Origin of the sequence: Brevibacterium metallidurans (assembly GCF_037101285.1) — a bacterium.
Lineage (GTDB): Bacteria > Actinomycetota > Actinomycetes > Actinomycetales > Brevibacteriaceae > Brevibacterium > Brevibacterium metallidurans.
On record NZ_BAAAAF010000001.1, the window covers coordinates 392,417 to 414,652 of the forward strand.

General features: G+C 68.1%; 21 protein-coding genes. 3 read left to right on the forward strand and 18 right to left on the reverse strand.

Annotation, left to right across the window (positions count from 1 at the left end; all coding sequences use genetic code 11):
- Positions 1-120 precede the first annotated feature (120 nt).
- Positions 121-852, reverse strand: a complete 732-nt coding sequence (locus tag AACX88_RS01680; RefSeq protein ID WP_339391361.1) for a YggS family pyridoxal phosphate-dependent enzyme — start codon at positions 850-852, stop codon at positions 121-123.
- Between the two features lie 166 nt (positions 853-1,018).
- Positions 1,019-1,930, reverse strand: a complete 912-nt coding sequence (gene mmsB, locus AACX88_RS01685; protein ID WP_339391362.1) for a 3-hydroxyisobutyrate dehydrogenase — start codon at positions 1,928-1,930, stop codon at positions 1,019-1,021.
- A gap of 132 nt (positions 1,931-2,062) precedes the next feature.
- On the opposite strand from mmsB, the gene AACX88_RS01690 reads away from it, so the two are divergent.
- On the forward strand, positions 2,063-2,938 hold the full coding sequence (locus AACX88_RS01690; RefSeq protein ID WP_339391363.1) for a LysR family transcriptional regulator: 876 nt from the start codon (positions 2,063-2,065) through the stop codon (positions 2,936-2,938).
- 155 nt (positions 2,939-3,093) lie between these two features.
- Here the strand turns inward: AACX88_RS01690 and AACX88_RS01695 are convergent, their stop codons facing one another.
- The 7 genes from AACX88_RS01695 to rpmB all read right to left on the reverse strand — a co-directional run bounded on the left by AACX88_RS01695 (position 3,094) and on the right by rpmB (position 9,017).
- Entirely contained in the window at positions 3,094-3,840 is a 747-nt protein-coding gene (locus AACX88_RS01695) for a 3-hydroxybutyrate dehydrogenase (RefSeq protein ID WP_339391364.1), read from the reverse strand.
- A gap of 135 nt (positions 3,841-3,975) precedes the next feature.
- Positions 3,976-5,331 carry an MFS transporter gene (locus AACX88_RS01700; protein ID WP_339391365.1) on the reverse strand — a complete coding sequence of 452 codons (1,356 nt, stop codon included), beginning with the start codon at positions 5,329-5,331 and terminating at the stop codon, positions 3,976-3,978.
- 394 nt (positions 5,332-5,725) lie between these two features.
- Complete coding sequence (locus tag AACX88_RS01705; protein ID WP_339391366.1) at positions 5,726-7,792, reverse strand: bifunctional copper resistance protein CopD/cytochrome c oxidase assembly protein; 2,067 nt, start codon at positions 7,790-7,792, stop codon at positions 5,726-5,728.
- Positions 7,793-7,945: 153 nt separating this feature from the next.
- A complete protein-coding gene (locus AACX88_RS01710) occupies positions 7,946-8,233 on the reverse strand; it encodes an HU family DNA-binding protein (RefSeq protein WP_009376591.1) in 288 nt (95 codons plus the stop codon).
- A gap of 68 nt (positions 8,234-8,301) precedes the next feature.
- Positions 8,302-8,607: a 30S ribosomal protein S14 gene (gene rpsN / locus AACX88_RS01715; RefSeq protein WP_009376593.1), complete on the reverse strand. Its 306-nt coding sequence runs from the start codon at positions 8,605-8,607 to the stop codon at positions 8,302-8,304.
- Between the two features lie 6 nt (positions 8,608-8,613).
- The gene (rpmG, locus tag AACX88_RS01720) at positions 8,614-8,781 is read right to left on the reverse strand and encodes a 50S ribosomal protein L33 (RefSeq protein WP_009376595.1); all 168 of its coding nucleotides are present in this window, start codon (positions 8,779-8,781) and stop codon (positions 8,614-8,616) included.
- Complete coding sequence (gene rpmB, locus AACX88_RS01725) at positions 8,781-9,017, reverse strand: 50S ribosomal protein L28 (RefSeq protein WP_339391367.1); 237 nt, start codon at positions 9,015-9,017, stop codon at positions 8,781-8,783. The genes rpmG and rpmB overlap by 1 nt, the downstream gene beginning before the upstream one ends.
- 693 nt (positions 9,018-9,710) lie before the next feature.
- On the opposite strand from rpmB, the gene AACX88_RS01730 reads away from it, so the two are divergent.
- The gene (locus AACX88_RS01730; RefSeq protein ID WP_339391368.1) at positions 9,711-10,793 is read left to right on the forward strand and encodes a protein kinase; all 1,083 of its coding nucleotides are present in this window, start codon (positions 9,711-9,713) and stop codon (positions 10,791-10,793) included.
- Between the two features lie 337 nt (positions 10,794-11,130).
- On the opposite strand, the gene AACX88_RS01735 is transcribed toward AACX88_RS01730, so the two are convergent.
- From AACX88_RS01735 to AACX88_RS01760, 6 genes are all read right to left on the reverse strand, one after another.
- Positions 11,131-12,555, reverse strand: a complete 1,425-nt coding sequence (locus AACX88_RS01735) for a dihydrolipoamide acetyltransferase family protein (RefSeq protein ID WP_339391369.1) — start codon at positions 12,553-12,555, stop codon at positions 11,131-11,133.
- A gap of 16 nt (positions 12,556-12,571) precedes the next feature.
- On the reverse strand, positions 12,572-13,546 hold the full coding sequence (locus AACX88_RS01740; RefSeq protein WP_339391370.1) for an alpha-ketoacid dehydrogenase subunit beta: 975 nt from the start codon (positions 13,544-13,546) through the stop codon (positions 12,572-12,574).
- The gene (gene pdhA, locus AACX88_RS01745) at positions 13,546-14,640 is read right to left on the reverse strand and encodes a pyruvate dehydrogenase (acetyl-transferring) E1 component subunit alpha (protein WP_339391371.1); all 1,095 of its coding nucleotides are present in this window, start codon (positions 14,638-14,640) and stop codon (positions 13,546-13,548) included. The genes AACX88_RS01740 and pdhA overlap by 1 nt, the downstream gene beginning before the upstream one ends.
- Positions 14,641-15,076: 436 nt before the next feature.
- Positions 15,077-16,594: a hypothetical protein gene (locus tag AACX88_RS01750; RefSeq protein ID WP_339391372.1), complete on the reverse strand. Its 1,518-nt coding sequence runs from the start codon at positions 16,592-16,594 to the stop codon at positions 15,077-15,079.
- Positions 16,591-17,400 (reverse strand): hypothetical protein, encoded by an 810-nt coding sequence (locus tag AACX88_RS01755; RefSeq protein ID WP_339391373.1) that lies wholly within the window; start codon positions 17,398-17,400, stop codon positions 16,591-16,593. The genes AACX88_RS01750 and AACX88_RS01755 overlap by 4 nt, the downstream gene beginning before the upstream one ends.
- Positions 17,397-17,642 (reverse strand): hypothetical protein, encoded by a 246-nt coding sequence (locus AACX88_RS01760; protein WP_339391374.1) that lies wholly within the window; start codon positions 17,640-17,642, stop codon positions 17,397-17,399. The genes AACX88_RS01755 and AACX88_RS01760 overlap by 4 nt, the downstream gene beginning before the upstream one ends.
- A 205-nt stretch (positions 17,643-17,847) precedes the next feature.
- Between AACX88_RS01760 and purB the strand changes: the two genes are divergently transcribed.
- Positions 17,848-19,281, forward strand: a complete 1,434-nt coding sequence (gene purB / locus AACX88_RS01765; protein WP_339391375.1) for an adenylosuccinate lyase — start codon at positions 17,848-17,850, stop codon at positions 19,279-19,281.
- 138 nt (positions 19,282-19,419) lie between these two features.
- On the opposite strand, the gene AACX88_RS01770 is transcribed toward purB, so the two are convergent.
- From AACX88_RS01770 to AACX88_RS01780, 3 genes are read right to left on the reverse strand one after another with little or no spacing between them, the layout of a single operon-like run.
- Positions 19,420-20,220, reverse strand: a complete 801-nt coding sequence (locus AACX88_RS01770; RefSeq protein WP_339391376.1) for a maleylpyruvate isomerase family mycothiol-dependent enzyme — start codon at positions 20,218-20,220, stop codon at positions 19,420-19,422.
- A gap of 4 nt (positions 20,221-20,224) precedes the next feature.
- The gene (locus AACX88_RS01775; protein WP_339391377.1) at positions 20,225-21,061 is read right to left on the reverse strand and encodes a fumarylacetoacetate hydrolase family protein; all 837 of its coding nucleotides are present in this window, start codon (positions 21,059-21,061) and stop codon (positions 20,225-20,227) included.
- A complete protein-coding gene (locus AACX88_RS01780) occupies positions 21,058-22,161 on the reverse strand; it encodes a cupin domain-containing protein (protein WP_339391378.1) in 1,104 nt (367 codons plus the stop codon). The genes AACX88_RS01775 and AACX88_RS01780 overlap by 4 nt, the downstream gene beginning before the upstream one ends.
- Between the last annotated feature and the right edge of the window lie 75 nt (positions 22,162-22,236).

Here is a 22,236-nt window from a genome sequence, read left to right on the forward strand (position 1 = left end):
GCCGAGGCGGCAGGGCGGCTGTCATCCTGGGACGCAGTGGGCACGGGGTGAGGTCGCAGGCGGAGCGGAGCGGGTGCCGCATCGCCGTCGCCGGTCTATGTGCAGTCGCGGGCACCAGGCTCACGTGTAATCGCGGGCGCCGAAGACGCTCGAGCCGATGCGCACCATCGTCGCGCCTTCGGCGATCGCGAGTTCGAAGTCGCTGCTCATGCCCATCGACAGCTCGGTGGCCTCCTCCGGAAGCACCCCGGATTCGCGGAGGCGGGCGCTGAGTTCGCGGAGGTCGGCGTAGCTCGGGCGGATCTCCTCGGGCGTGCTGCCGGGCAGGCCGATCGTCATCAGACCCCGCAGGCGCAGGCGATCAAGACGGCGCACGGACTCGACGAGCGCCTCGGCGTCCTCCGGGGCGACCCCGGACTTCGAGTCCTCGCGGGACGTGTTGACCTGGACGAAGACGTCGATCGTGGAGTCGAGGACGTCGAGGCGGTTGGCGATCTTCTCGGCAAGCTCGAGGTTGTCGACGGACTGGATGCACTGGGCATGCCGGAGCGTGTGGTTGACCTTGTTCTTCTGCAGGGGGCCGATGAGGTGCGCCTCGTGGGGCAGGTCGGCGAGGTCCTCGGCCTTCGCGACGAGCTCCTGGACCTTGTTCTCCCCGATGAGGTCGAAGCCGTGCTCGATGGCCACGCGGATCTTCTCCGCCGGTTGCGTCTTCGTCGCGAGCAGGATGCTCACCTCGTCCGCGGACCGGCCGCTCGCCTCGGCGGCGGCAGCGGTGCGGCCTGCCACCTCGTCGAGGCGGGAGCGGATGTCGGCGGCTTCTTCAGGTGTCAGAACGTCGGGCGAACTCATGTCTCCAGTCTCGCATGAGGTCGGTCGACGCCTGCGTGCCGGTCTGCGCCCATCATGAGACGACTGTGCGCCCCTTCGCGGGTGATCTCGGCGTCGAGATCACCCGCGAAGGGGCGCAGAATCCTCAGGGCTGCCGGCTGCGGCGCCTGGCCTGCCGGCTGGGGACTCAGGCGTCCTTGGGCAGGCCTGCGGCCTCGGGGTCGATGTTCCGGATGATCGCGGTCGTGTCGAGTCCCTCGAGCCCTTCGTCGACGAGCTTCTGCAGCTGCGCGTAGACGAGCGAGGCCGCGGGCAGGTCGACGCCCTGCGATTCGGCTCCGGCGAGCGCGAGTCCGACGTCCTTGTGCATGAGCGCCGTGGCGAATCCGGGCCGGAAGTCGTTGTTCGAGGCCGCGGTCTCCGTGACGCCCGGCACCGGGTACCACGTGCGCAGCGGCCACGAATCGCCGGAGGAGACCTTCGCGATGTCGTAGAACGCCTTCGGGTCGAGGCCGAAGCGCTGCGCGAGCACGGCGCCTTCGACGACGCCTTCGAGGCTGATCGCGAGCATCATGTTGTTGACGATCTTCGCGGCCTGACCTGCGGCGTCACCGCCGGCGTGGAAGATGTTGCCGGCCATCGGCTCGATGAAGGCCTTCGCCTCGGCGACATCGGCATCGGAGCCGCCGAGCATGAACGTCAGGGTCCCGGCCTGGGCGCCGGTGACTCCGCCGGAGACGGGTCCGTCGACGAAGCGGAACCCGGCGGCCTTCGCCTCTTCGTGCAGGGCGCGAGCCGAGTCGAAGTCGATCGTCGAGGAGTCGACGAGGAGGGTCGAGGGATCGGCGCTCGCGAGCACCCCGTCGGGGGCGAGGTAGACGGTGCGGGCGTGTTCGCCCTTGGGCAGCATCGTGAAGACGATGTCGACGTCGGTGACCGCCTCGGCGATCGAACCCACCGGGGTCACACCTGCCTCCGCTGCCGCGGTCACGGCCTCGGGGACCACATCGAATCCCTTGACGGTGTGTCCGGCCTTGACCAGGTTCGCTGTCATCGGCCGTCCCATATTGCCCAGGCCGATCCATCCGATCGTCGCCATCGTATGCCTCCTCGCATCGAGTTCTCGTGTGTTCCCCTTCACATTACGCCAGCCGGGCACTCGGGGATCCGCCGGGTCGGGCACCTCTTCCGCACCCGCAGTGTGCATGCACGCAGATAGAATGAGCAGACTATGGCCGCACATGCACCGCTCGGTTCCGGCAGGCAGATCTCACCCGAGGATCTGCTCACGCTGCTCGCCGTCGCGCGCCTGGGGAAGTTCACGGCGGCCGCGCACAGTCTCGGACTCAACCACACGACGGTGTCACGGCGCATCGCCGCCCTGGAGAAGGCCTACGGTCAGCGGGTCCTCGTCGCCTCCCCCGACGGCTGGGAGCTGAGCACGGCCGGTCGACAGCTGCTGCCGATCGCCGAGGACATCGAGTCGGCGCTCGGGCGCATCGACGCCCCGGAGACCTCGGCGCTCTCGGGCACGATCCGCATCGCCTGCCCGCAGGCCTTCGCCCTCGAATACGCGGTCCCGGCGCTCACGGACCTGCAGAAGAGCCACCCGGGTCTGCAGATCGAACTCATCACGGCCACACAGCGAGCCCGCCAGTACCGGTCGGGTGTCGACATCGAGGTCGTCGTCGGCCGTCCGGACTCCCCGCGCAGCGTCGCCAAGCGCATCCGCGACTACCGGCTCCAGCTCTACGCCTCGCAGGACTATCTGCGCACGCATCCGGTGCCGGTCACCCTCGACGACCTCGCCGAACACCGCATCGTCTACTACATCGAGAACTCACTCCAGGTCGACGACCTCGACGAGGCCTCATCGGAGATCCCCACAGGCAAGGGGTTCTTCCGTTCGAACTCGGTGCACGCACATGCCCGGGCCACGGCGAACGGGGTGGGCATCGGCATCCTGCCCGACTTCCTCGCCCGTGACGACCCGAGTCTCGTCCAGGTGCTGCCGGACCTCTTCTCCAAGCGCGTCTCCTACTGGGCTGCCGTCCGTCACGAGGCGCTGCGCAATGCGGGCGTCCGCAGCGTCCTCGAAGTGCTCTAGGCCGCGCGGGCGCTCACTCTCAGCCACCTTCCGGTCGCTGGGCAACCCGGCGCAGAGTTGCTGAGCGCCCGGAAGGTTGCTCGACTGGAGGCAGCGACGCCCGGAGGGTTGCGCTGCGCCCGGAGGGTTGCTCGTGCGGAGCATTGTTGAGCGGCTCAGGCTGCGGTCCAGCCTCCGTCGACGCTGTGCGCGGCCCCCGTGACGACGGCGGCGGCATCACTGGCGAGGAAGAGTGCGAGCTGGGCGATGTCCTCGGGTTCGGCGAGCTTCGGCACCGCCGAGTGGCCGAGGAAGACCTTCTCGAGCACCTCGTCCTCGCTGATCCCGTTCGTCCGCGCCTGATCCGCGATCTGCCCCTTGACCAGGGGCGTGAGCACGTAGCCGGGGTTGATCGCATTGCACGTCACCCCGTACGGTCCCGCCTCGAGCGCCGTCGTCTTCGTCAGCCCCATGAGCCCGTGCTTGGCCGCGACGTACGCCGATTTGTTCGGGGAAGCGCGCAGACCGTGCACCGAGGAGAGGTTGATGATCCTCCCCCAGCCCTTCGCGTACATGCCCGGCAGCGCGGCCTTCGTGAGCACGAACGGCGCCTCGAGCATGAGGGTCATGATGAGCCGCCAGTCGGCGAGCGGGAACTCCGGGATCGGGTAGATCCGCTGGATGCCGGCATTGTTGACGAGGATGTCGACGTCGAGGTCGATCCCGTCGAGCGCCGAGGTGTCGGCGAGGTTGACGGCCCACGCCTCACCGCCGACGGCCGTCGCGACGGCGTCGGCCGCCTGCGCATCGACGTCGGCGACGGTGACGCTCGCCCCCGCCGCGGCGAAGGTCTCGCACATCGCCTTGCCGAGCCCTGAGGCCCCACCGGTGACGAGCGCGCGCTTGCCTGAGAGATCGACCATGGTCCGTCCTCCTTGTGTGAGTGTGGTGTGCTGCTCCCCGCCGAGGTGCGGCAGTCGCGACCGACTCCGCCCCGCCTCGGCGAGGTGGCACGCGGACCGCCGCCCCACCTCGGCGAGGCAGCGGTTCGAGGAATCTCAGCGCTTGCCGGCCAGGCGGCGCTCCTTGTCCTTCGCGTCGAGCGAGTGGAGGTCGATGCCCTTCGTCTCGCGGGTGTAGATGAGCGCGACGAGGGAGATGAGCGCGGCCACGGCGAGGTAGATCGCGATCGGCACCGAGGAGCCGAACTGGTCGAGCAGGGCGGTGGCGATGATCGGGGCGAAGGAGCCGGCGACGATCGCGGTGACCTGGTAGCCGGTCGAGACGCCCGAGTTGCGCATGCGGGTCGGGAACATCTCGGCCATGATCGCCGGCTGGCCGGCGTACATGAACCCGTGGAAGACGAGGCCGAGCAGCAGGGCGAGGAAGATGAGCCCGGGTTTGCCGGTGTCGTACATCGGGAAGGCGAAGAAGCCCCAGGAGGCGGTGAGGATGATGCCGATCGCGTACGGCGGCTTCCGTCCGATCCGGTCGCCGAGGGCGCCGATCATCGGCACGAGCAGGGCGTGGATCGCATGCGCCCCGAGCAGGAGGCCGAGGATCTCGCTGGCCTCGATGCCGACGGCGACCGCGAGGTAGGTGATCGAGAACGTCACCACGAGGTAGTAGTGGATGTTCTCCACGAGCCGCAGGCCCATGGCGGTGAAGACCTCGCGCGGGTAGCGCTTGAACACGGCCTTGACGCCGTAGTCGACGCCCTCTTCGATCTCCTCGGCCTGGATCTTCTCGAAGATCGGGGCATCGGAGACGCGGGTGCGGATGTAGTAGCCGATGAGGACGATGACCGCCGAGAGCCAGAACGCGACCCTCCAGCCCCACGAGAGGAAGGCCTCTTCGGACAGGGTCGAGGTGAGGACGAAGAGGACACCGGTGGCGAGCAGGTTGCCCAGCGGCACACCCGACTGCGGCCACGAGGACCAGAAGCCGCGTTCCTTGTCCGGTGAGTGCTCGGCGACCAGCAGGACCGCGCCGCCCCATTCGCCGCCGACCGCGAAGCCCTGGACGATGCGCAGGAGGACGAGGAGGATCGGGGCGAGGTAGCCGATCTGGTCGAAGGTCGGCAGGCAGCCCATGAGGAAGGTCGCCGCGCCGACGAGGATGATCGAGAGCTGAAGGAGCTTCTTGCGCCCGAACTTGTCACCGTAGTGGCCGAAGACGATGCCGCCGATGGGGCGGGCGATGAAGCCGACGGCGTAGGTGGCGAAGCCGAGCAGGATCGGCGTCAGCGGGTTGTCCGACGGCGGGAACAGGATGAAGTTGAACACCAGGGTCGCCGCCGACCCGTAGAGGAAGAACTCGTACCATTCGACGACGGTGCCCGCCATCGAGGCGGCGACGACCTTGCGCAGCTGCGCTCGGATCGACTTCCTCTCCGCATTGCTCTGTGCACTCATGACTCTCCTTGGTTTCCACGATCCGCGTCCCCATTGAGCGGGCAGACCGTTCTGCTGTGGCGGCAAAGGCGGCGATCCGGCAGCGGCGGCGACCTCGACGATGAGGTCTCTGCCGCGGCTGGTCGCGCCGACATCCACCGCTTAGGTGAATGATGCTCAAGAAACAGTGTGCGCCATCACATCGGAGATTGGGATGGATGAGGGTGAGAATTCGGGAATTCGGCGTGCACATTCGCGCACATCGTGTGTGCGTGATGAGAGGGTCGCCGAGGCGGTCGCCCGGATCCGGTGTCCCCGACGCGGGCAGGTCGCTGCCGCTGGGACCGGAGTTCAGCCTCGGCGGGGGCCGACGGTGGCGGGCTTGAGTCGACCGCGGTGCGGCTGGATCCCGGCGTCAGCCTCGGCGGGGGCCGGCGTTGGCGTCGCGTTCGGCCATCTGCGAGAGCATGTCGTTGTACGCGCGCAGCTCGGCATCCCCGGTGCGGGCCTCACGACGGTCGACGCGCTTGGCCTCACGATCCGAGGACTTCGACCACTGGAAGGCGACCATGATCGCGAGGAAGAGGGTCGGGATCTCGCCGATGCCCCACGCGATCGCACCACCGCGCTGCTGGTCCTCGATCGCCGTGTAGCCCCAGTCGGTGCCCATATTGCCGAACCAGTCGCCCTCGATGAGGACCTCGGAGCTGAGCAGCGAGATGCCGAAGAACGCGTGGAAGGCCATCGTGATGAGCAGCATGAGCAGGCGCAGCGGGTACGGGAACCGTTTGACGCCGGGGTCGATGCCGATGAGGGCCTGGGCGAAGAGGTAGCCGGCGCCGAGGAAGTGGACGAGCATGAGCTCGTGCCCGATGTGCCATTCGAGGGCGTACTTCATCAGGCCCGCGTAGTAGAAGACGACGAGGGAACCGGCGAAGTTGACGCTCGCGACGATCGGGTTGGCGAGGAACCGCATGTACGGGGTGTGGACGAGCCACAGCACCCATTCGCGGATGCCCCGGGAGCCGTCGGTGCGGGCCGTGGTCGCGCGCATGAGCAGGGTGATGGGGGCGCCGAGGACCATGGGGATCGGCACGACCATGACGAGCATCATGTGCTGGATCATGTGCGCGGAGAACGAGACCTCGCCGTAGACCTGCACGCCGCCGGAGGTGACGTAGAGGAGCCCGATCATGCCGATGATCCAGCTGACGAGGCGGAAGACCGACCACGTGTCGCCGCGGCGGCGCAGGTGGATGAAGCCTGCGACGTAGGCGATCGTCAGGCCCACGGAGACGACGACCCAGAGGGGGTCGACGGACCATTCGGAGAAGAAGCGGGAGAAGTTCGGCGGTGGCGGCAGCTGCTCGCCGGTGAGGATCTCCGAGGGCGTCGGATTGCCCACGGGTTCCTGGGACACGGGCGGCTGCGAGCGCGACAGAGCCACGGCCAGGCCCATGGTCGCGCCGAAGATGACGAATTCGACGAGGATGAGGCGCCAGAACTCGACCGTCGCCGAGGCGGCCCGACCGAGGCGGGCGATGACGAACCGACGATGCCAGAAGCCGATGAGTCCGAGCAGGATCGTCGCGAACGACTTCGCGATGATGACCTGCCCGTAGGGGGTCATGAGGTCGTCGAGGTTCTCCACCCGCAGCATCGAGTTGACGACACCGGAGTAGGCGACGACGACGAAGGAGAAGAGGGCGATCGCGGAGTAGCGGGAGATGAACGTCGACAGCTCCGGGGACTTCGCGAGCTTCGCACCGAGCAGCGCGATGACCGTGAGCCCGCCGAGCCACAGGCAGACACCGAAGAGGTGGAGGCCGATGCTGTTGACGGCCTGCGTGTGACCGGTCGCCGAGGCGGAGTGGCCCATGAGGGCGAGCGGGATCATCACGCCGATCGAGAGCAGGGCGGCGAAGGCGAGTCCGAGATAGGAGCGGGACCCGAAGCACAGGGTCGAGGCGACGGCGATGAGGACGACGATGAGTGCCCAGTACTGGCCGAAGGCGATCTGGGTGAGGAAGACGCCGAGCTGGTTGGAGAAGTTGAGGTAGGCCTGCGCGCCGACCGTGGAGACGAAGGTGAAGAGGAGCACGGCCACGGCCGAGACGGTCCACGCCACCGAGGCGGCCTCGGCGATCTTGAGCGACTTCTCCCACAGGGCGTCGAAGGGCGTCTCGTCGTCCTTCGGGGCCTTCTGGCCCTTCTTCGTGCGCACGCGTCCCTGCGTGCGAGGAAGGATGAGGAGGGCGAAGAGGAGAGCGCCGATGGTGAGGCTCATCGCGAGGTTGAACACCATCTTCGCGGCGGGCAGTCCGAAGCGGACGATCGCGCCGGGGTCATTGATGACCGTCGGTTCCGCGGCTCCCGTGTAGAGCATCGCGACGAGTCCGGCGCCGAAGCCGAGGAGGGCGAGGATCGGGATGGCTGCGCGAGCGGTGAATCGGATGATCGGCTCGTTGTCGTGAGAGGTCACAGATGTCCGCCTGCCGATTCATGCATGGGTTCAGAATATCGTCCCGGGGTCGCCGGGCGCGAACTCGTGCCCGCCGAGGTGGTGCAGATTACCCCGGAAAAGCAGATGACCCGGACCATTCGGTCCGGGTCATCTCGCGCTTGAGCGCGAAGGTCACTTCGGGGTGCCAGCGGCAGCCTTGAGCTTCGAACCAGCGGACAGCTTCACGGAGTAGCCGGCCTTGATCTCGATCTCTTCACCGGTCTGCGGGTTGCGACCCTTGCGAGCGGCACGCTCGGTGCGCTCGACGGAGAGCCAGCCGGGGATGGTGAGCTTCTCGCCCTTGCCGACGACATCGGAGAAGACGTCGAAGACACCGTCGAGAACATCCGAGACCTGCTTCTGGGTCAGGCCGGACTTCTCGGCAACTTCTGCAACGAGCTCACTGCGGTTCTTAGCCATAAAAGTGTCCTCCTTAGGACAAGTCGGTCAGTTACCGGTCCGTTTTCCGATAACGAACTCCCTAGAGATTACCAGCTCGACTTGGTGATGCCGGGCAACTCGCCGTCATGCGCCATTTCGCGGAAGCGGACACGCGAGAGTCCGAACTTGCGCAGGTAGCCGCGGGGGCGACCGTCGACCTGGTCACGATTGCGCACGCGCACAGGCGAGGCATCGCGGGGAAGCTTCTGCAGGCCGAGGCGTGCTTCTTCACGCTGCTCGTCCGTGCTGTCGGGGTGGGTGAGCTGACGCTTGAGGGCCGCACGGCGCTCGGCGTAGCGTTCGACAATGACGCGACGCTGCTTGTCGCGGGCGATCTTGGACTTCTTAGCCATGTGGGCTCAGCGCTCCTCTCGGAAATCGACGTGCTTGCGGATGACGGGATCGTACTTCTTGAGCACGATGCGGTCCGGGTTGTTGCGGCGGTTCTTGCGGGTCACGTAGGTGTACCCGGTGCCGGCAGTCGACTTGAGCTTGATGATCGGACGAACGTCTTGGGTCTTCGCCATCAGAGCTTCACTCCCTTGGCAATGAGTTCGGTGACGACGGCGTCGATCCCGCGGACGTCGATGACCTTGATGCCCTTGGCGGACACATTGAGGGTGACGTTGCGGCGCAGCGACGGCACGTAGTAGCGCTTCGTCTGAATGTTCGGGTTGAAGCGGCGCTTGGTGCGGCGCTTCGAGTGGGACACATTGTGTCCGAAACCGGGAACGGCCCCGGTGACTTGGCAGGTTGCTGCCATGACTCTCCTCCAGTTCACAAGTTACCGACTCTCGAAACAAGCTCGTTCGCTTGCGCCGATGTCGGAAGACATCAACAAATTCATGCGATGCTGCTGTGCAGGGCAGGCGCCTTCTCGGTCGCAGACTGCGGTCCGGTCGGAGACGGCTGTGCACCCGTGCACGCGGCGTTCGCAATGGAAATTGTGTACGCCGAAACAGGTATGCCCGTTCGGGCGAGATGTCTCACCAGCGCTGAAGCCGTAGCCTGTGAGAGATGGCCGAAGCTGGAGTGCAGCGGTGGGTGAGCACCATGTCGGTCGCGGCCGATCGATCGAGGACCGATCTGTCACGACACAACAGACATCCAGTCTAGAGAGAGTCGGGCCTTCTGGGCAAATTCACACCCTCCGCGGCCCCCGGCCCAGGTGGGGAGACGGCCGCACCAGGTCCGCCTCGGCGGGAGATCCGCCTTTCAACTACCTGCCGGTAGGCGTGTCGCCCGGATCGGCGCGGATCGCGCGGGATCCCTGCGGATCGGCCGACCGCTGCTGCCGAGCCCGCTGGGTCGACGGCGGCGTACTCAGGGAAGGGCCGCCCCGGCGATCACTGCAGGTGTAAGGCTCATCGGGGCGCGCGAACCGTGTTGAAGACCCACCGAACTCGTGCCAAGGTAAGAAGATGACTGCCACCATATCCGGCACTCTGGAGGGCAGATGAGCGACGTTCCACCGAGGCCGCGCATCCGTCCCGCGACCAGTGACGACTGGGAACCGACCGATCGATCCGGCCGGGGCGCTCAGGCTCGGCCGCAGGGATCGGATCGTGACGCGAACCCGGCCGATGCCGAGTTCGATCGTTCGACGTACTACGAGTACATCGAACGCCACACGGGCGACTTCCCCGTTTCGCAGACCCGGCGGGCCAACGTCTTCGCCCCGGCCGGCAGCTCCCCGTTCCAGGATCACCTCCACGCGGGCGCGCGCGAGGCACGCGAGTCCGAGGGTTCCCGCGGTTCGGGTGGTCGTTCGGGTGGTCGTTCGGGTCCTCGCCGAGGCGGCGGACCGTCTGGGTCGACCGATTCCGGCGGTTTCGGTGCGGTCGGTGGATATGGTTCGAGCTCAGCCTCGGGCTATGGGTCCTCGGGCTATGGATACGGTGCAGGCTACGGGACGAGTCCCAGCGGTGTCGGGCCGGGCGGACCCGAGTCGGGTCAGGCACCGGCGGTCGGGCCGAAGCGGACCGGCCTCAAAGTCACAGTCGTCGTCCTCGCGATCCTCATGGTCCTCGCGCTGCTCGCGTTCTTCGGTGCCCGGTGGCTGGCTCCCGATTCGGGCACCGTGCCCGTCGACGTCGGCGGCGAGGCGACCTCCCAGGCACCGTCGCCGAGCGACGAACTCGTCCGCCCCTCATCCTCTCCCGAAGACGAACTCAACGGCTTCGTCCAGTCGGATGCGTCGAAGGCCTCTGCTCTCGAGGGCCAATGGGTGACGCAGGTGAGCGCGAAGAAGGTCGGCATCGAGGCCGATGGGAAGACATGGTCGGCGCAGGACATCCTCGACGAATTCAAGGCGAACCAGGTCAAGTACCCGGGCTCGATCCTCATCTACAGCGGTGACTGGAAGGCCTACAAGTCCGGCGACTACTGGGTGACCGTCGTCGATACGCCCTACAAGGACTCCAAGCCTGCGCTCGAACAGTGCCGCGCGTGGGGACTCGATCGCGATCACTGCCTCGCCAAGCGGCTGGTCAAGGACGGCGAGTACTCCGAGAAGAACAGCGCCTACCTCGACAAGTAGGGTGCCGGGGCCGGTCCGACAGCAGACCGCGCGAGCGACCCCCAGCCGCATGAACCACGTCGGGGCGCATAGACCACCTCTGGCTTCACACAACGCCCCCGGAGCCGCTCGTCCTACCCGTGCACGTGTAGGACAAGCCGCTGAGGAGTCGTTGTGCTCGAGGGCCCAGTCGCGAGCACCCGACGTCCCGGAGAGCGTCGTGCAGCGAAAAGCGAGCGGCCGAGCCGTTCTGCATGGAGACGCCCCGCACGCGACTGCGCGCCGGACGGTATCCCATCCGGCGCGCAGTCGGTTCTCAGCGGTCGGGCCTCAGCAGTCAATCGAGCTCAGCGCAGGCTCACGCGAGGAGGACGCTGGGGTCCTCGAGGCCGCGGCCGACGTCGGCGAGGAACTTCGAGATGATCTCACCGTCGACGACCCGATGGTCGGCGCTCACCGACAAGGTCGTGATCTCGCGCGGGACGATCTCGTCGTCGACGACCCACGGCTTCTTCCGCACCTGCCCGAACGCGAGGATGGCGGCCTCACCAGGGTTGATGATCGGCGTACCGGCATCGACGCCGAACACGCCGACGTTCGTGACGGTGATCGTCCCACCCGCCTGATCGGCCGGCGGGGTCTTGCCCGAGCGGGCCAGGGCCGTGAGGTCCTGGATGCCCTGCGCGAGCTGCGTCAGCCCCATCGTGTGCGCATTCTTGATGTTGGGCACGATGAGCCCACGCGGGGTCGCCGCGGCGATGCCGAGGTTGACGTACTTCTTCACGACGATCTCATCGCCCTCGAGCGAGGAGTTGATCCGCGGGTTGCGGGCCACGGCCCACGCGACGGCCTTCGCGACGATGAGCAGCGGGGAGACGCGAACGTCCTCGCCGAGGACCTTCGATGCCTTGAGCCGCCGGACGAACGCCATCGTCTCGGTGACGTCGACGTCGAGGAACTCGGTGACGTGGGGCATCGTGAACGCGGAGTCGACCATGGCCTTGGCCATCATCTTCACCACGCCCTTGAACGGGATCCGCTCCTCGAGCTCCCCGGACTCCCCCGCCGAGGCGGTCGCCCCGGAGGCAGCAGGAACCGCAGCCGTCGCGGTGCCCTCGGCTGCCGCCTGGACGTCGGCGCGAGTGACCTCGCCCCGCGACCCGGTCGCCGTGACCGTGGCCAGGTCGATGCCGAGGTCCTTCGCGAGCTTGCGGACCGGGGGCTTGGCCAGGGGCTTCGCACCCGTACCGCCGGCACTCGCCGAGGTGGCCTCCGCCGGAGCCGGAGCCGGAGCCGGTGCGGCTGGTGCCGCGACCGGAGCCGGAGCAGCCGGTGCCGCAGCCTGAGCAGCAGCGGGCTCAGCAGCCGGCGCCGCAGCGGGAGTCGCGGCCGCGCCCTTGCGGGGGCGGCGCTTCGACGAGGCGGCCTTCGCGCCGTACCCGACGAGTGTGGCTCCGCCTTCGGCATCGGCGCCCTCCGAAGCCGGCGCCTGCGTTTCGGCATGGGGGGCAGGCATCGTCTCGGCCGCCTCGGCGCCGGAGTCACCGGCACCACCGAAGCGGATGATCGGGGTGCCGACCTCGACGGTCTGACCCTCCTCGACGAGGAGGGCGCCGACGGTCCCGGCCTGCGGGCTGGGCAGTTCGACGAGGGACTTCGCGGTCTCGATCTCGACGAGGATCTGGTTGACGGTCACCTCGTCGCCGGGGGCGACCTTCCAGGACACGATGTCCGCCTCGGTGAGGCCTTCGCCGACGTCGGGAAGAGGGAATTCGTTTGCCATGCTTGCTCTCCTTACGTCAGTAGGCCAGGGCCCGATCGACACCGTCGAAGATGCGATCGAGGTCGGGCAGGTAGTGCTCTTCCATCCGCGAACCCGGGTACGGGGTGTGGTACCCGCCGACGCGGATGACCGGGGCCTCGAGGCTGAAGAAGCAGCGTTCGGAGATGCGGGCGGCGATCTCCGAACCGAGTCCGAGGAACGTCGGGGCCTCATGCGTGACGACGAGGCGTCCCGTCTTCGCCACCGACTTCTCGATCGTCGTGAAGTCGATCGGGTTGAGGCTGCGGAGGTCGATGAGCTCGACGCTCTTGCCCTCCTCGGCGGCCGCTGCGACGACGTCCTGCGCGGTCGGGATGAGCGGACCGTAGGCGACGAGAGTGACGTCGGTGCCCTCGGAGACGACGCGCGCATCATGCATCGGCAGGTCCCTGCGGCTGGTGTCGACGTCCCCGCGCTGCCAGTAGCGGCGCTTGGGTTCGAAGAACATCACCGGGTCGTCGCTCTTGATCGCGTCCTGGATCATCCAGTACGCGTCGTTGGCGTTCGACGGACTGATGAGCCGCAGACCGGCATGATGGGCGAAGACGGTCTCCGGGCTCTCCGAGTGATGCTCGGGTGAGCCGATGCCGCCGCCGTAGGGCACGCGGATGACCATCGGGATGCGCTCGTTGCCCAGGGTGCGGTTGTAGAGCTTCGCGACCTGGGTGACGATCTGGTCGTAGGCGGGGAAGATGAACGCGTCGAACTGGATCTCGACGACGGGCCGGTAGCCGCGGATCGCCATGCCGATCGAGGTGCCGACGATGCCGGACTCGGCCAGCGGCGCATCGATGACACGCTGCGGGCCGAAGTCCTTCTGCAGTCCCTCGGTGACGCGGAAGACGCCGCCGAGCTTGCCGATGTCCTCACCAATGAGGACGACCTTCGGGTCGTCCTCCATGGCCTTGCGCAGACCGGCTGTGATCGCCTTGGAAAGCGGAAGTTTCTCCATCAGGCCTCACCTGCATCGGCGAATGAGGCCTGGTACGCGAGGTATTCCGCACGTTCCTCATCGACGAGAGGGTGAGGTTCGGAGGTGACATGGGCGAACATCTCGACGCCGTCGGGATCTTCCATGGTCATGCAGTTGTGGCGGATGCGCGCGGCCAGGGTGTCGGCTTCGGCGTCGACCTCCGCGAAGAACGACTCGTCGGTGTCCGAGTGCTTCTCGAGGTAGGCGCGCAGACGCGTGATCGGATCGCGGTCGGCCCAGATCTCCTCTTCGGCGCGGTCACGGTACTTCGTCGGATCATCGGCTGTGGTGTGCGCGCCGCGACGGTACGTGTAGGCCTCGATGAGCATCGGGCCGTTGCCCGCACGCACCGAGTCGAGGCTGGCCCGGGCGACGGCGTACATCGCGATGATGTCGTTGCCGTCGACGCGGATGCCGGGCACACCGAAGCCCTCACCGCGACGGTAGAGCGGCGCCGGGGTCTGGACGTTCGTCGGCTCGGAGATCGCCCACTGGTTGTTCTGGCAGAAGAAGAGGACGGGTGCGTGGAAGGCGCCGGCGAAGGTGAGCGCCTCGGAGACGTCGCCCTGCGAGGTCGCGCCGTCGCCGAAGCACGCGATGGCCACGGTGTCGCGCTCGAGGTCGCCGGTGCCGACGTCGCCGTCCATCGCCACACCCATCGCGTAGCCGGCGGCGTGGAGCGTCTGCGAGCCGATGACGATCGTGTACGTGTGGAAGCGGTGGTCCTGAGGATCCCAGCCGCCGTGGTTCTGGCCGCGGAAGATGCCGAGCAGGGTTTCGGGTTCGACTCCGCGGGTGTAGGCGAGGCCGTGCTCACGGTAGGTGGGGAAGACGAAGTCCTGGGGGCGCGCTGCGCGTCCCATGCCGATCTGAGCGGCCTCCTGGCCGAACATCGGCGCCCACAGGCCCAGCTGACCCTGGCGCTGCAGTGCTGCGCCCTCCGCATCGACGCGGCGGACGAGGACCATGTCCCGGTAGAACCCGCGCAGATCCTCGTCGGTGAGCTCTGCGGCGAAGGCGTCGTACTCGCCCGAGGCGACACGGTTGCCGTCCTCGGTGAGCATCTGAATCATCCGAGGCTCCGCGGACTGACTGTGGGCAGTCCCGGATCCTACTGAAATGTTCGAGGTCATTTCAGTTCTCCTTTGTTCAAGGTCCGACCCACCGGAGGTGACCAGTGGCGGACTGGGTGCTGCGGGTGGGACCTCTGATGGGAGGACTCACCCTCGAGTGATGCGATTCACAGGTATGTCAACGATACCGAATCGCCTCACGCCGTGCCACTGGACCGGTGTGTCGACAGACTCGAGCGGACACGTCGCCCGCTGCGGCTCCGACAGGTCATCGGTCGTGGTCAGCCTAGGGGTGTGACCTGGGGTTGTGCGTGATCCGCCAAAGGTCTTCGGCGGGCTTTGTCGATCCTCGCCGAGGTGGTTGGGAGTCCGACCACCGCACGTCCGAGGAGTCCGTGAGCAGGCTCCGCCAGTCCCCTGATCACCCGTGACCGCGTCAGGTCCGCTTGCGTTTGCCCTGGTAGTCCCTGGTCTGCGTGATCTCCCCGGAGAAGAACCGGGCGTTCCTGTCCGTGAATCTCCTGAGACCGGGGTTCCCGGCTGCGACCATGAGGCCGAGCGACGCGGAGTAGGCCGCCGAGGAGTGGGCGTCGCCGGCCGAGGAGAACATGGCGTCGAGTTCCGCATCGGACTTGCCTGCGAGGTTCGGCGCCTTCCGGAGTTCGTCGGGATCGTAGTCGACGGTGATCGTCGACCAGCTGTCCCGCGCGGGGTTCTCGTTGCCGTCGAGGTCGGGCACGAGATCCTGCTCGTGTTCGATCGAGAGGACGTCGATGCTCTCGTCGATGGGGAAGTCGGAGACGGGTGCGCCGACCGTGACGAGGGCGGTGACGTTGACCTCGGCGAGGAACGCCGGGTCGGCGGCGAGCGATCCGGCGGTGATCCCGCCCTGCGAGTAGCCGACGAGCATGACCTCGTCGTCGGGGCCGATGCCGGCGTCGGCGATCGCCTGCCTGACCATCTCGCGCATGACCGTGTCGTTGCCGGCCATGCCCTGGACGTTCGTCGTCAGGTCCGTGGTGTTCTCCCCCGGTTCGGGCGACCAGTCGGTGGTCGCGGGCACGTAGACGATGTAGCGGGTGGTCCCGTCGGGGGATCTCACCTCCTCGATGCGCACCTGTCCGGAATCGACGCCGCGGTGCTGGGCGGCCTCCCGGTCGTAGAGTTCGGCGACGTCGGCCGGCGGCTTCTCATGTGCCGGGGTGATGCCCTCGGCCTTCCAGACCTCGACCTCGGAGGGGGTGAGGAGTCCGACGAGGTTCGCCGCGGCGAGCACCCACGCCGTCATCGAACCCGAATCGTGGGGCCACAGCTTCGTGTCCGAGTCGACGTCGAGCAGACCCGGTGGCAGGCCCATGAAGCCGATGACCATGCCGGGCAGCACGTGTTCGATGACGGCCCCGGTGACATCGGAGTTCTCGAAGACGAGGGCGACGAAGTCCTCCTTCAGCTGCGCTGCGGTCTGGGAGAGGTCGATGCCGAAGCGCTTCGCGACGGCGTCGTCGAGCCCGGTGGCGTCGAGGACCGTCCACCCGGCGTAGGCGGGAACCCCGACGGCGATGGCGACGGGGATGACGACGGGCAGGCTGATGGCGATGAGGCGACCGGTGACCCAGCCGAAGCCGTCGAGGAGTCCGCCGAAGACCTCGCTCACTCCCTTCTCCGCGCTCCGGTAGGCGAGCGCGGCGGCGCGGATCGCGAGCACGGTCCCTTCGAGTTCGGCGATCACGAGGGCGAGCTGCCCGTGGTACTCGAGACGGGCGGCATCGAGCCGGAGAGCGGTGAGCGGGGCGGGCACCTGGGTGAGCAGGGTGGCGAGGTCGAAGTCGTCGGCGAGTCCCGCGGTGGTGAGGTCCCCGATCCGGGCGCCGAGGCGCTCGAGGTCGTCGCCGCTGACATCGATGCGGTCGTCGATGCTCACCACCCCGCCGCCCCGGGACCGCGTCGCGATCATGGTCGCACCGCCTCGGCGACGGTGAGCCGGGTGAGCATCGAGGCGATGAGCATCCTCACCGCGCCGTCGGGCATCTCCTCCATGCCCGCGACGGTCATCCCGTTCTCGTCGCGCTCGAGGAGGGGACGCGACCACGTCCCGGACGTCCGGTTGAGGAACTCCATCCCCGGTCGCCCGCTCTCGCCGAGGCGGCTGAGCGTGAGCACGCAGTCGCCGGCGATGAGGTCCGAGAGGTCCTCGCAGACGGCGGCGACCTCAGGGAGGTCGAGGCGGCGGAGGAACTGGAATCCCGCGAAGTCCGCCAGCTCGGCCCCGCGCAGGGCGAGCATCGCCAGGCACATGCCCTCGCCGACCGCGAGTTCGAGGTGGACGGCCTCCCGTGCGGCCCCGACGACGAGGGTGATCCGCGACCGGGCGAGGTTGAGTTCGGCGGCGAATCCGGCCAGCCACGCGGAGAGGACGTCGAGGTCGCGGGGTCGGACCACCTCGGCGGGAAGTCCGTCGGGGCCGGGGACGGTCGGTGACGTCACGGTGATCCCCGCCGAGGCGGCCGCCCGCGTCATCGTCGACCGTGCAGCCGGATCCGGTCGGTCGGATCGGGCGGGTGCTGAGTCCGGAGCGGGCTGGGGTGCTGAGTCCGGAGCAGGCGCGGGTGCGGAGGCCTCAGCAGGCCCGGGTGCCGAGTCGCAGGCTGCCGCGGGCAGGAGGTCGCGGGGCCACAGACGCAGGAGTCGGTCGGGCAGCCGGAGGATCCGTCCGACGTCGACGACGATCCACTGGGCACCGAGCACACCGGAGGCGTTCACAGCTGCAGCCTCCCGCCCACGGAGACGACCTGGAGGTGGAGGTCGTAGGCTTCGGCGAGGTCGTCGGCACGGTCGGCGAGCACGCCGATCGCCTCGGCGCAGGAGGCCAGCCGCTCAACGAGGAGGCGTCCCGCCGGGGAGTCCCACCCCTCGATCCGGCGGGCGGCGTTCGCCAGCGACCGCAGTTCGTTCGCTCTCTGCCTCCATCCGTCGCGGCTGGCGGCGAGTTCGTCGGTGATCATCGCGGTCTCCTCTCCGATCGCACCTGGTCACCCCCACGCTAGGAAGGGATCACGGTCGGGCCCAGAGGCGGTTTTCGGCCTGTGGATACCGTGTGGGCGTCCACAGGGTCCCAGCACGCGAGTCCCGGCGCCGTCCACAGGAAGGCGACCCCGAGTTCGGCTCACCCGTGCGCCGGTGGGTGCGGGCTCGTGAGAAAATGAGGGCATGCCGACCGTTTCGCTTGCTGAAGTCTCGCCCGCCATCGCTCTCGGACCGCTCGACGGTCGTTACCGCAAGGACACCGCTGACCTCGTCGATCACCTCTCCGAGGCAGCGCTCAACCGCAACCGCATCCGCGTCGAGGTCGAGTGGTTCATCCACCTCGCGCAGAACTCGGTCATCCCGGGCGTGCGCCGCCTCACCGACGACGAGGTGACGGGCCTGCGCGCATTCGCCGAAGGCTTCGATGCGGAGACGATCGCGACCCTGGCCGCGCACGAAGCGGTCACGGTCCACGATGTCAAGGCCGTCGAATACACAATCAAGGACGCACTAGTGGAGATCGGTGCGGACGATCTCTCCGAGCTCGTCCACTTCTGCTGCACCTCCGAGGACATCAACAACCTCTCGTGGGCCCTCGGCATCCAGGGCGCCACCGAGGCGGTGTGGCTGCCGCGCGCGAAGGCCCTCATCGACACGCTCGCCGAGACCGCCGAGGCCCTGGCCGAGGTCCCCATGCTCGCCCACACGCATGGTCAGCCGGCGACGCCGACGACGATGGGCAAGGAGCTCGCGGTCTTCGTCCACCGGCTGCGCCGTCAGTACGAGCGGATCGCCCGGACCGACTTCCTCGGCAAGATCAACGGCGCCACCGGCACGTATTCCGCGCACCTGGCCGCGGTGCCCGGGGCGGACTGGCCGCAGATCGCCCGCACCTTCGTCGAGGGCGGCCTTGGACTGACCTTCAACCCGCTGACCACGCAGATCGAGTCGCACGACTGGGACGCCGAGCTCTTCGCCGACATCTCCCGGTTCAACCGGATCGCGCACAACCTCGCGACCGACATGTGGACCTACATCTCGATGAACTACTTCAAGCAGATCCCCGTCGCCGGTGCCACCGGGTCCTCGACGATGCCGCACAAGGTCAACCCGATCCGCTTCGAGAACGCCGAGGCGAACCTCGAGCTCTCCTCCGCGCTCCTCGATTCGCTCGCCGCGACCCTGGTGACCTCGCGCATGCAGCGCGACCTCACGGACTCGACCTCGCAGCGCAACATCGGCGTCGCCTATGGTCATTCGGTGCTCGCCCTGAACAACCTCGTCAAGGGGCTCGGTCAGCTCGCGATCAACGAGGATGCCCTCGCCCACGACCTCGACACGAACTGGGAGGTCCTCGGCGAGGCGATCCAGTCGGTCATGCGCGCCGCCGGCCTCCAGGGGGTGCCGGGGATGGAGAACCCGTACGAGAAGCTCAAGGAGCTCACCCGCGGCAAGCGCATCCACCAGGCGGATCTGCAGGAGTTCGTCGCAGGCCTCGGGCTGCCCGAGGACGAGACGCAGCGCCTCACCGCGCTCACCCCGGCAGGCTACGTCGGTCTCGCCGCGCAGCTCGCCCGCGACGAGGTCGCCGCATGGCGGGAGACCTCGGAGAGCTGAGGGCTCTCCGGCCGGTCTGAGGCCGTAGCGGGCCGAGTCGGTGCTCGCACCGGATCAGGGCGGAACATCACGAGGGGCTCACCTGCGGTGCACATCACCGCTGGTGAGCCCCTCGCCGTTAACAGTTGCGGGATCTGCTCACAACCACCTCGGTGCGGGGACGGCAGCACCCGTCGATGTCCGCACCCCGGCATCACCGCGTCCCGAGGCCCAGCGCACGAGCTCGGGCAGGGTGCCGCTGACGACGGTCACAGCATCACCGTCGGTGGCGCCGCCGAGGGAGTCGCCGACGAAAGTGCTTCCGAACGAGACGCCGCCGGCAGAGTCGTCGCCGACCGCGGAGTCGCCGGCGCCGTCGACCGTGACGAGGATGCCCGCATCGGTCCCCCGAGTCCGCCACGTTCCGGTGATGTCGGCGAGCAGCCGTTCCAGCACCGGTTCGGGGACGTCGCCGAAGCCCGCCCCGTTGTCCAGATCGATCGCGTGGAGCCACACCTCGCGGGTGCGCATCCACACGGTCTCCCTGGCCGGCACCTCACGGCCCTGCGCGGTGCGCACCACGGCCTCCCACGCGTCATCGGGGCTGTCGCGCCATTCGACGTCGAGGCTGATCGCGGCGTGCTCGATGAGGTGGCGCAGGGCACGGGCCGGCAGGGTCGCGCCGAAGTCGATCTCGGCATCGCGGGCCTCCGGCGAGTCGTACATCGGGGTCTCGACGCCGGTGTTCGCCCACTGGACGAGGCGGGTGAGCGCACGGGCGTTGTACCCGACGTGGGCGATGAGGTGCCGCCTCGACCACCCGGGCAGGAGGCTCGGCTCGTCGAGCTCTGTGTCGGAGAGCTCGCCGAGCTTGCGGGCGAAGAACGCCGTGCCTCGGCGAACGGTGAGCAGTTCGGCTCGCAGCCGGGGATCAGTGGTGAGATCGTGCCTGGCGACCATCGGCTCAGCCTGCGTCGACGATGCGGTTGGAGATCTGCCCGATGCCGTCGATCGACACGCTCACCTCGTCGCCGACCTTGAGGTAGACCTGCGGGTCACGGGCGCGACCGACGCCTCCCGGAGTACCGGTGAGGATGATGTCGCCGGGCTCGAGCGTGATCATCGTCGAGATGTAGGAGACGAGGTGGGCCGGGGAGAACACGAGGTCGGCGATCGCATGCTGCTGCATGACCTCGCCGTTGACGGAGGTCGTGAGCACCGCCTCGGCGGGGTCGAAGTCATCCCCGGTGGCGAGCACGGGACCCAGCGGAGTCGAGTCCTCCCACATCTTGCCCTGCAGCCATTCCTTCGTCCGGAACTGCCAGCCGCGCATCGAGATGTCGTCGGCGATCGTGTACCCGGCGATCGCCTCGGCGGCCTCAGCCTCGTCCGCCCGGCGGATGCGGCTGCCGATGACGACGACGAGTTCGCCCTCCCAGTCGAGCTCGGGATCCTCCGGGGCGAAGGGCACATCGGCGAACGGGCCGGTCAGGGTTTCGGCGAACTTCGCGAACAGGGTCGGGTAGGCGGGGAGGTCACGGCCCATCTCGAGGATGTGGCTGCGGTAGTTGAGCCCGACGCACACGATCTTGCCGGGGCGGGTGATGAGCTGGAGCTCCTCGGCGTCGGCGACGGGCACGGTCGTTCTCGCGGCGGCGAGCGCCTCGGCGGCGGTGCGGGTCCAGTACTCGTCGGTGAGCAGCGCTCCGACGTCGGCGAAGTCCTCGACGATGACGTAGTCGTCGCCGTTCTGGACGGCGGCGCGGGATCCGGACGGGGTGGCGATGGTGGCGAGTCTCAACGGAGTTCTCCTTCGACGTGGGTGCGGGCAAAATTCAGGGTTTCGATGATCGGGCGGTCGTTGAAGGCGAAGAGGTCGAGCTGCGTGTCGGCCTCGATGCTCACCGCCGACCATGAGGGCATGACGACGAGGTCGCCCTTGACGACGTCGAAGACGCGGTCGTCGACGAGGATGCGGCCGGCGCCTTCGAATACCTGGACGACCTCGGAGCCGACGCTCCTGGTCACCGGGGTCTTCGTGCCGGGACGGAGCCGGTGGAACTCGGCGCGGATGGTGGGCATGACGTCGCCGCCGGTCGTCGGATTGACGTAGCGGATCGCGGCGTGGCCCTGACCGACGGTGGCGGGGAAGCCTTCGTCCTCGAGGCGCAGCTGTTCGGTCAGCGCGCGATCCGTGTGCTCCCACCGGTAGGCGCCGATCGGTGAGCTCACGGTGTTCGTCAGGCCCGAGAGCGGCCGCAGCCCCGGGTGGCCCCACAGCCGTTCCGAACGTGAGATGTCGGGTGTGGATTCGTCGGTGACCCGGTCGATGCCGAACTCGAAGAACGAGGTGTCGGCGTAGTGGACGAAGGGGATGTCGAGGCCGTCGATCCACGCCATCGGCTGGTCGGTCTCGTTGTGGTGGCCGTGGAAGTTCCAGCCCGGGGTGAGCAGGAAGTCCCCACGCGACATGCGCACCGGGTCGCCGTTGACGACCGTCCACACGCCTTCGCCCTCGACGACGAAGCGGAACGCGTTCTGCGAGTGGCGGTGTTCGGGGGCGACCTCATGCCCGCCGAGGTATTGGATCGCCGCCCACAGCGTCGGGGTGGCGAAGGGGGCCCCGCCGAGGCCGGGGTTGGCCAGGGCGATCGCGCGCCGTTCTCCCCCACGGCCGACGGGCACGAGGTCGCCGGCGCGCTGGGCCAGGGGCAGCAGGGTCGACCACTGCCAGCGGTGGGCCACGGCCGCCGAGGCGGGAACCTGCGGCATGAGCTCGTCGAGCTGCGTCCACAGCGGGATCATGTTCGCCTCCGCCATGGTCTGATACATCGACTTGAGCTCCGCGGCCTCCTCGGGCGTCGGGTCGGGGTTGATCATCGTCGGTGTCGGGTGCGTCATCGGACCTCCTCGGCCGGTGTGTCGAATCTGCGCCGAGGCTATCGCCGGACACGGGCGCGTGGAGAGCACATTCCG

Coding starts and splice junctions, on each gene's coding strand:
- AACX88_RS01680 (WP_339391361.1), bottom strand. CDS start 852: ATGAGTTCGCCCGACGTTCTGACACCTGAAGAAGCCGCCGACATCCGC.
- rpsN (WP_009376593.1), bottom strand. CDS start 8,607: ATGGCTAAGAAGTCCAAGATCGCCCGCGACAAGCAGCGTCGCGTCATT.
- AACX88_RS01780 (WP_339391378.1), bottom strand. CDS start 22,161: ATGACGCACCCGACACCGACGATGATCAACCCCGACCCGACGCCCGAG.
- AACX88_RS01770 (WP_339391376.1), bottom strand. CDS start 20,220: ATGGTCGCCAGGCACGATCTCACCACTGATCCCCGGCTGCGAGCCGAA.
- purB (WP_339391375.1), top strand. CDS start 17,848: ATGCCGACCGTTTCGCTTGCTGAAGTCTCGCCCGCCATCGCTCTCGGA.
- mmsB (WP_339391362.1), bottom strand. CDS start 1,930: ATGGCGACGATCGGATGGATCGGCCTGGGCAATATGGGACGGCCGATG.
- AACX88_RS01730 (WP_339391368.1), top strand. CDS start 9,711: ATGAGCGACGTTCCACCGAGGCCGCGCATCCGTCCCGCGACCAGTGAC.
- rpmB (WP_339391367.1), bottom strand. CDS start 9,017: ATGGCAGCAACCTGCCAAGTCACCGGGGCCGTTCCCGGTTTCGGACAC.
- AACX88_RS01735 (WP_339391369.1), bottom strand. CDS start 12,555: ATGGCAAACGAATTCCCTCTTCCCGACGTCGGCGAAGGCCTCACCGAG.
- rpmG (WP_009376595.1), bottom strand. CDS start 8,781: ATGGCGAAGACCCAAGACGTTCGTCCGATCATCAAGCTCAAGTCGACT.
- AACX88_RS01700 (WP_339391365.1), bottom strand. CDS start 5,331: ATGAGTGCACAGAGCAATGCGGAGAGGAAGTCGATCCGAGCGCAGCTG.
- AACX88_RS01695 (WP_339391364.1), bottom strand. CDS start 3,840: ATGGTCGATCTCTCAGGCAAGCGCGCGCTCGTCACCGGTGGGGCCTCA.
- AACX88_RS01740 (WP_339391370.1), bottom strand. CDS start 13,546: ATGGAGAAACTTCCGCTTTCCAAGGCGATCACAGCCGGTCTGCGCAAG.
- AACX88_RS01750 (WP_339391372.1), bottom strand. CDS start 16,594: ATGATCGCGACGCGGTCCCGGGGCGGCGGGGTGGTGAGCATCGACGAC.
- AACX88_RS01710 (WP_009376591.1), bottom strand. CDS start 8,233: ATGGCTAAGAACCGCAGTGAGCTCGTTGCAGAAGTTGCCGAGAAGTCC.
- AACX88_RS01690 (WP_339391363.1), top strand. CDS start 2,063: ATGGCCGCACATGCACCGCTCGGTTCCGGCAGGCAGATCTCACCCGAG.
- pdhA (WP_339391371.1), bottom strand. CDS start 14,640: ATGATTCAGATGCTCACCGAGGACGGCAACCGTGTCGCCTCGGGCGAG.
- AACX88_RS01760 (WP_339391374.1), bottom strand. CDS start 17,642: ATGATCACCGACGAACTCGCCGCCAGCCGCGACGGATGGAGGCAGAGA.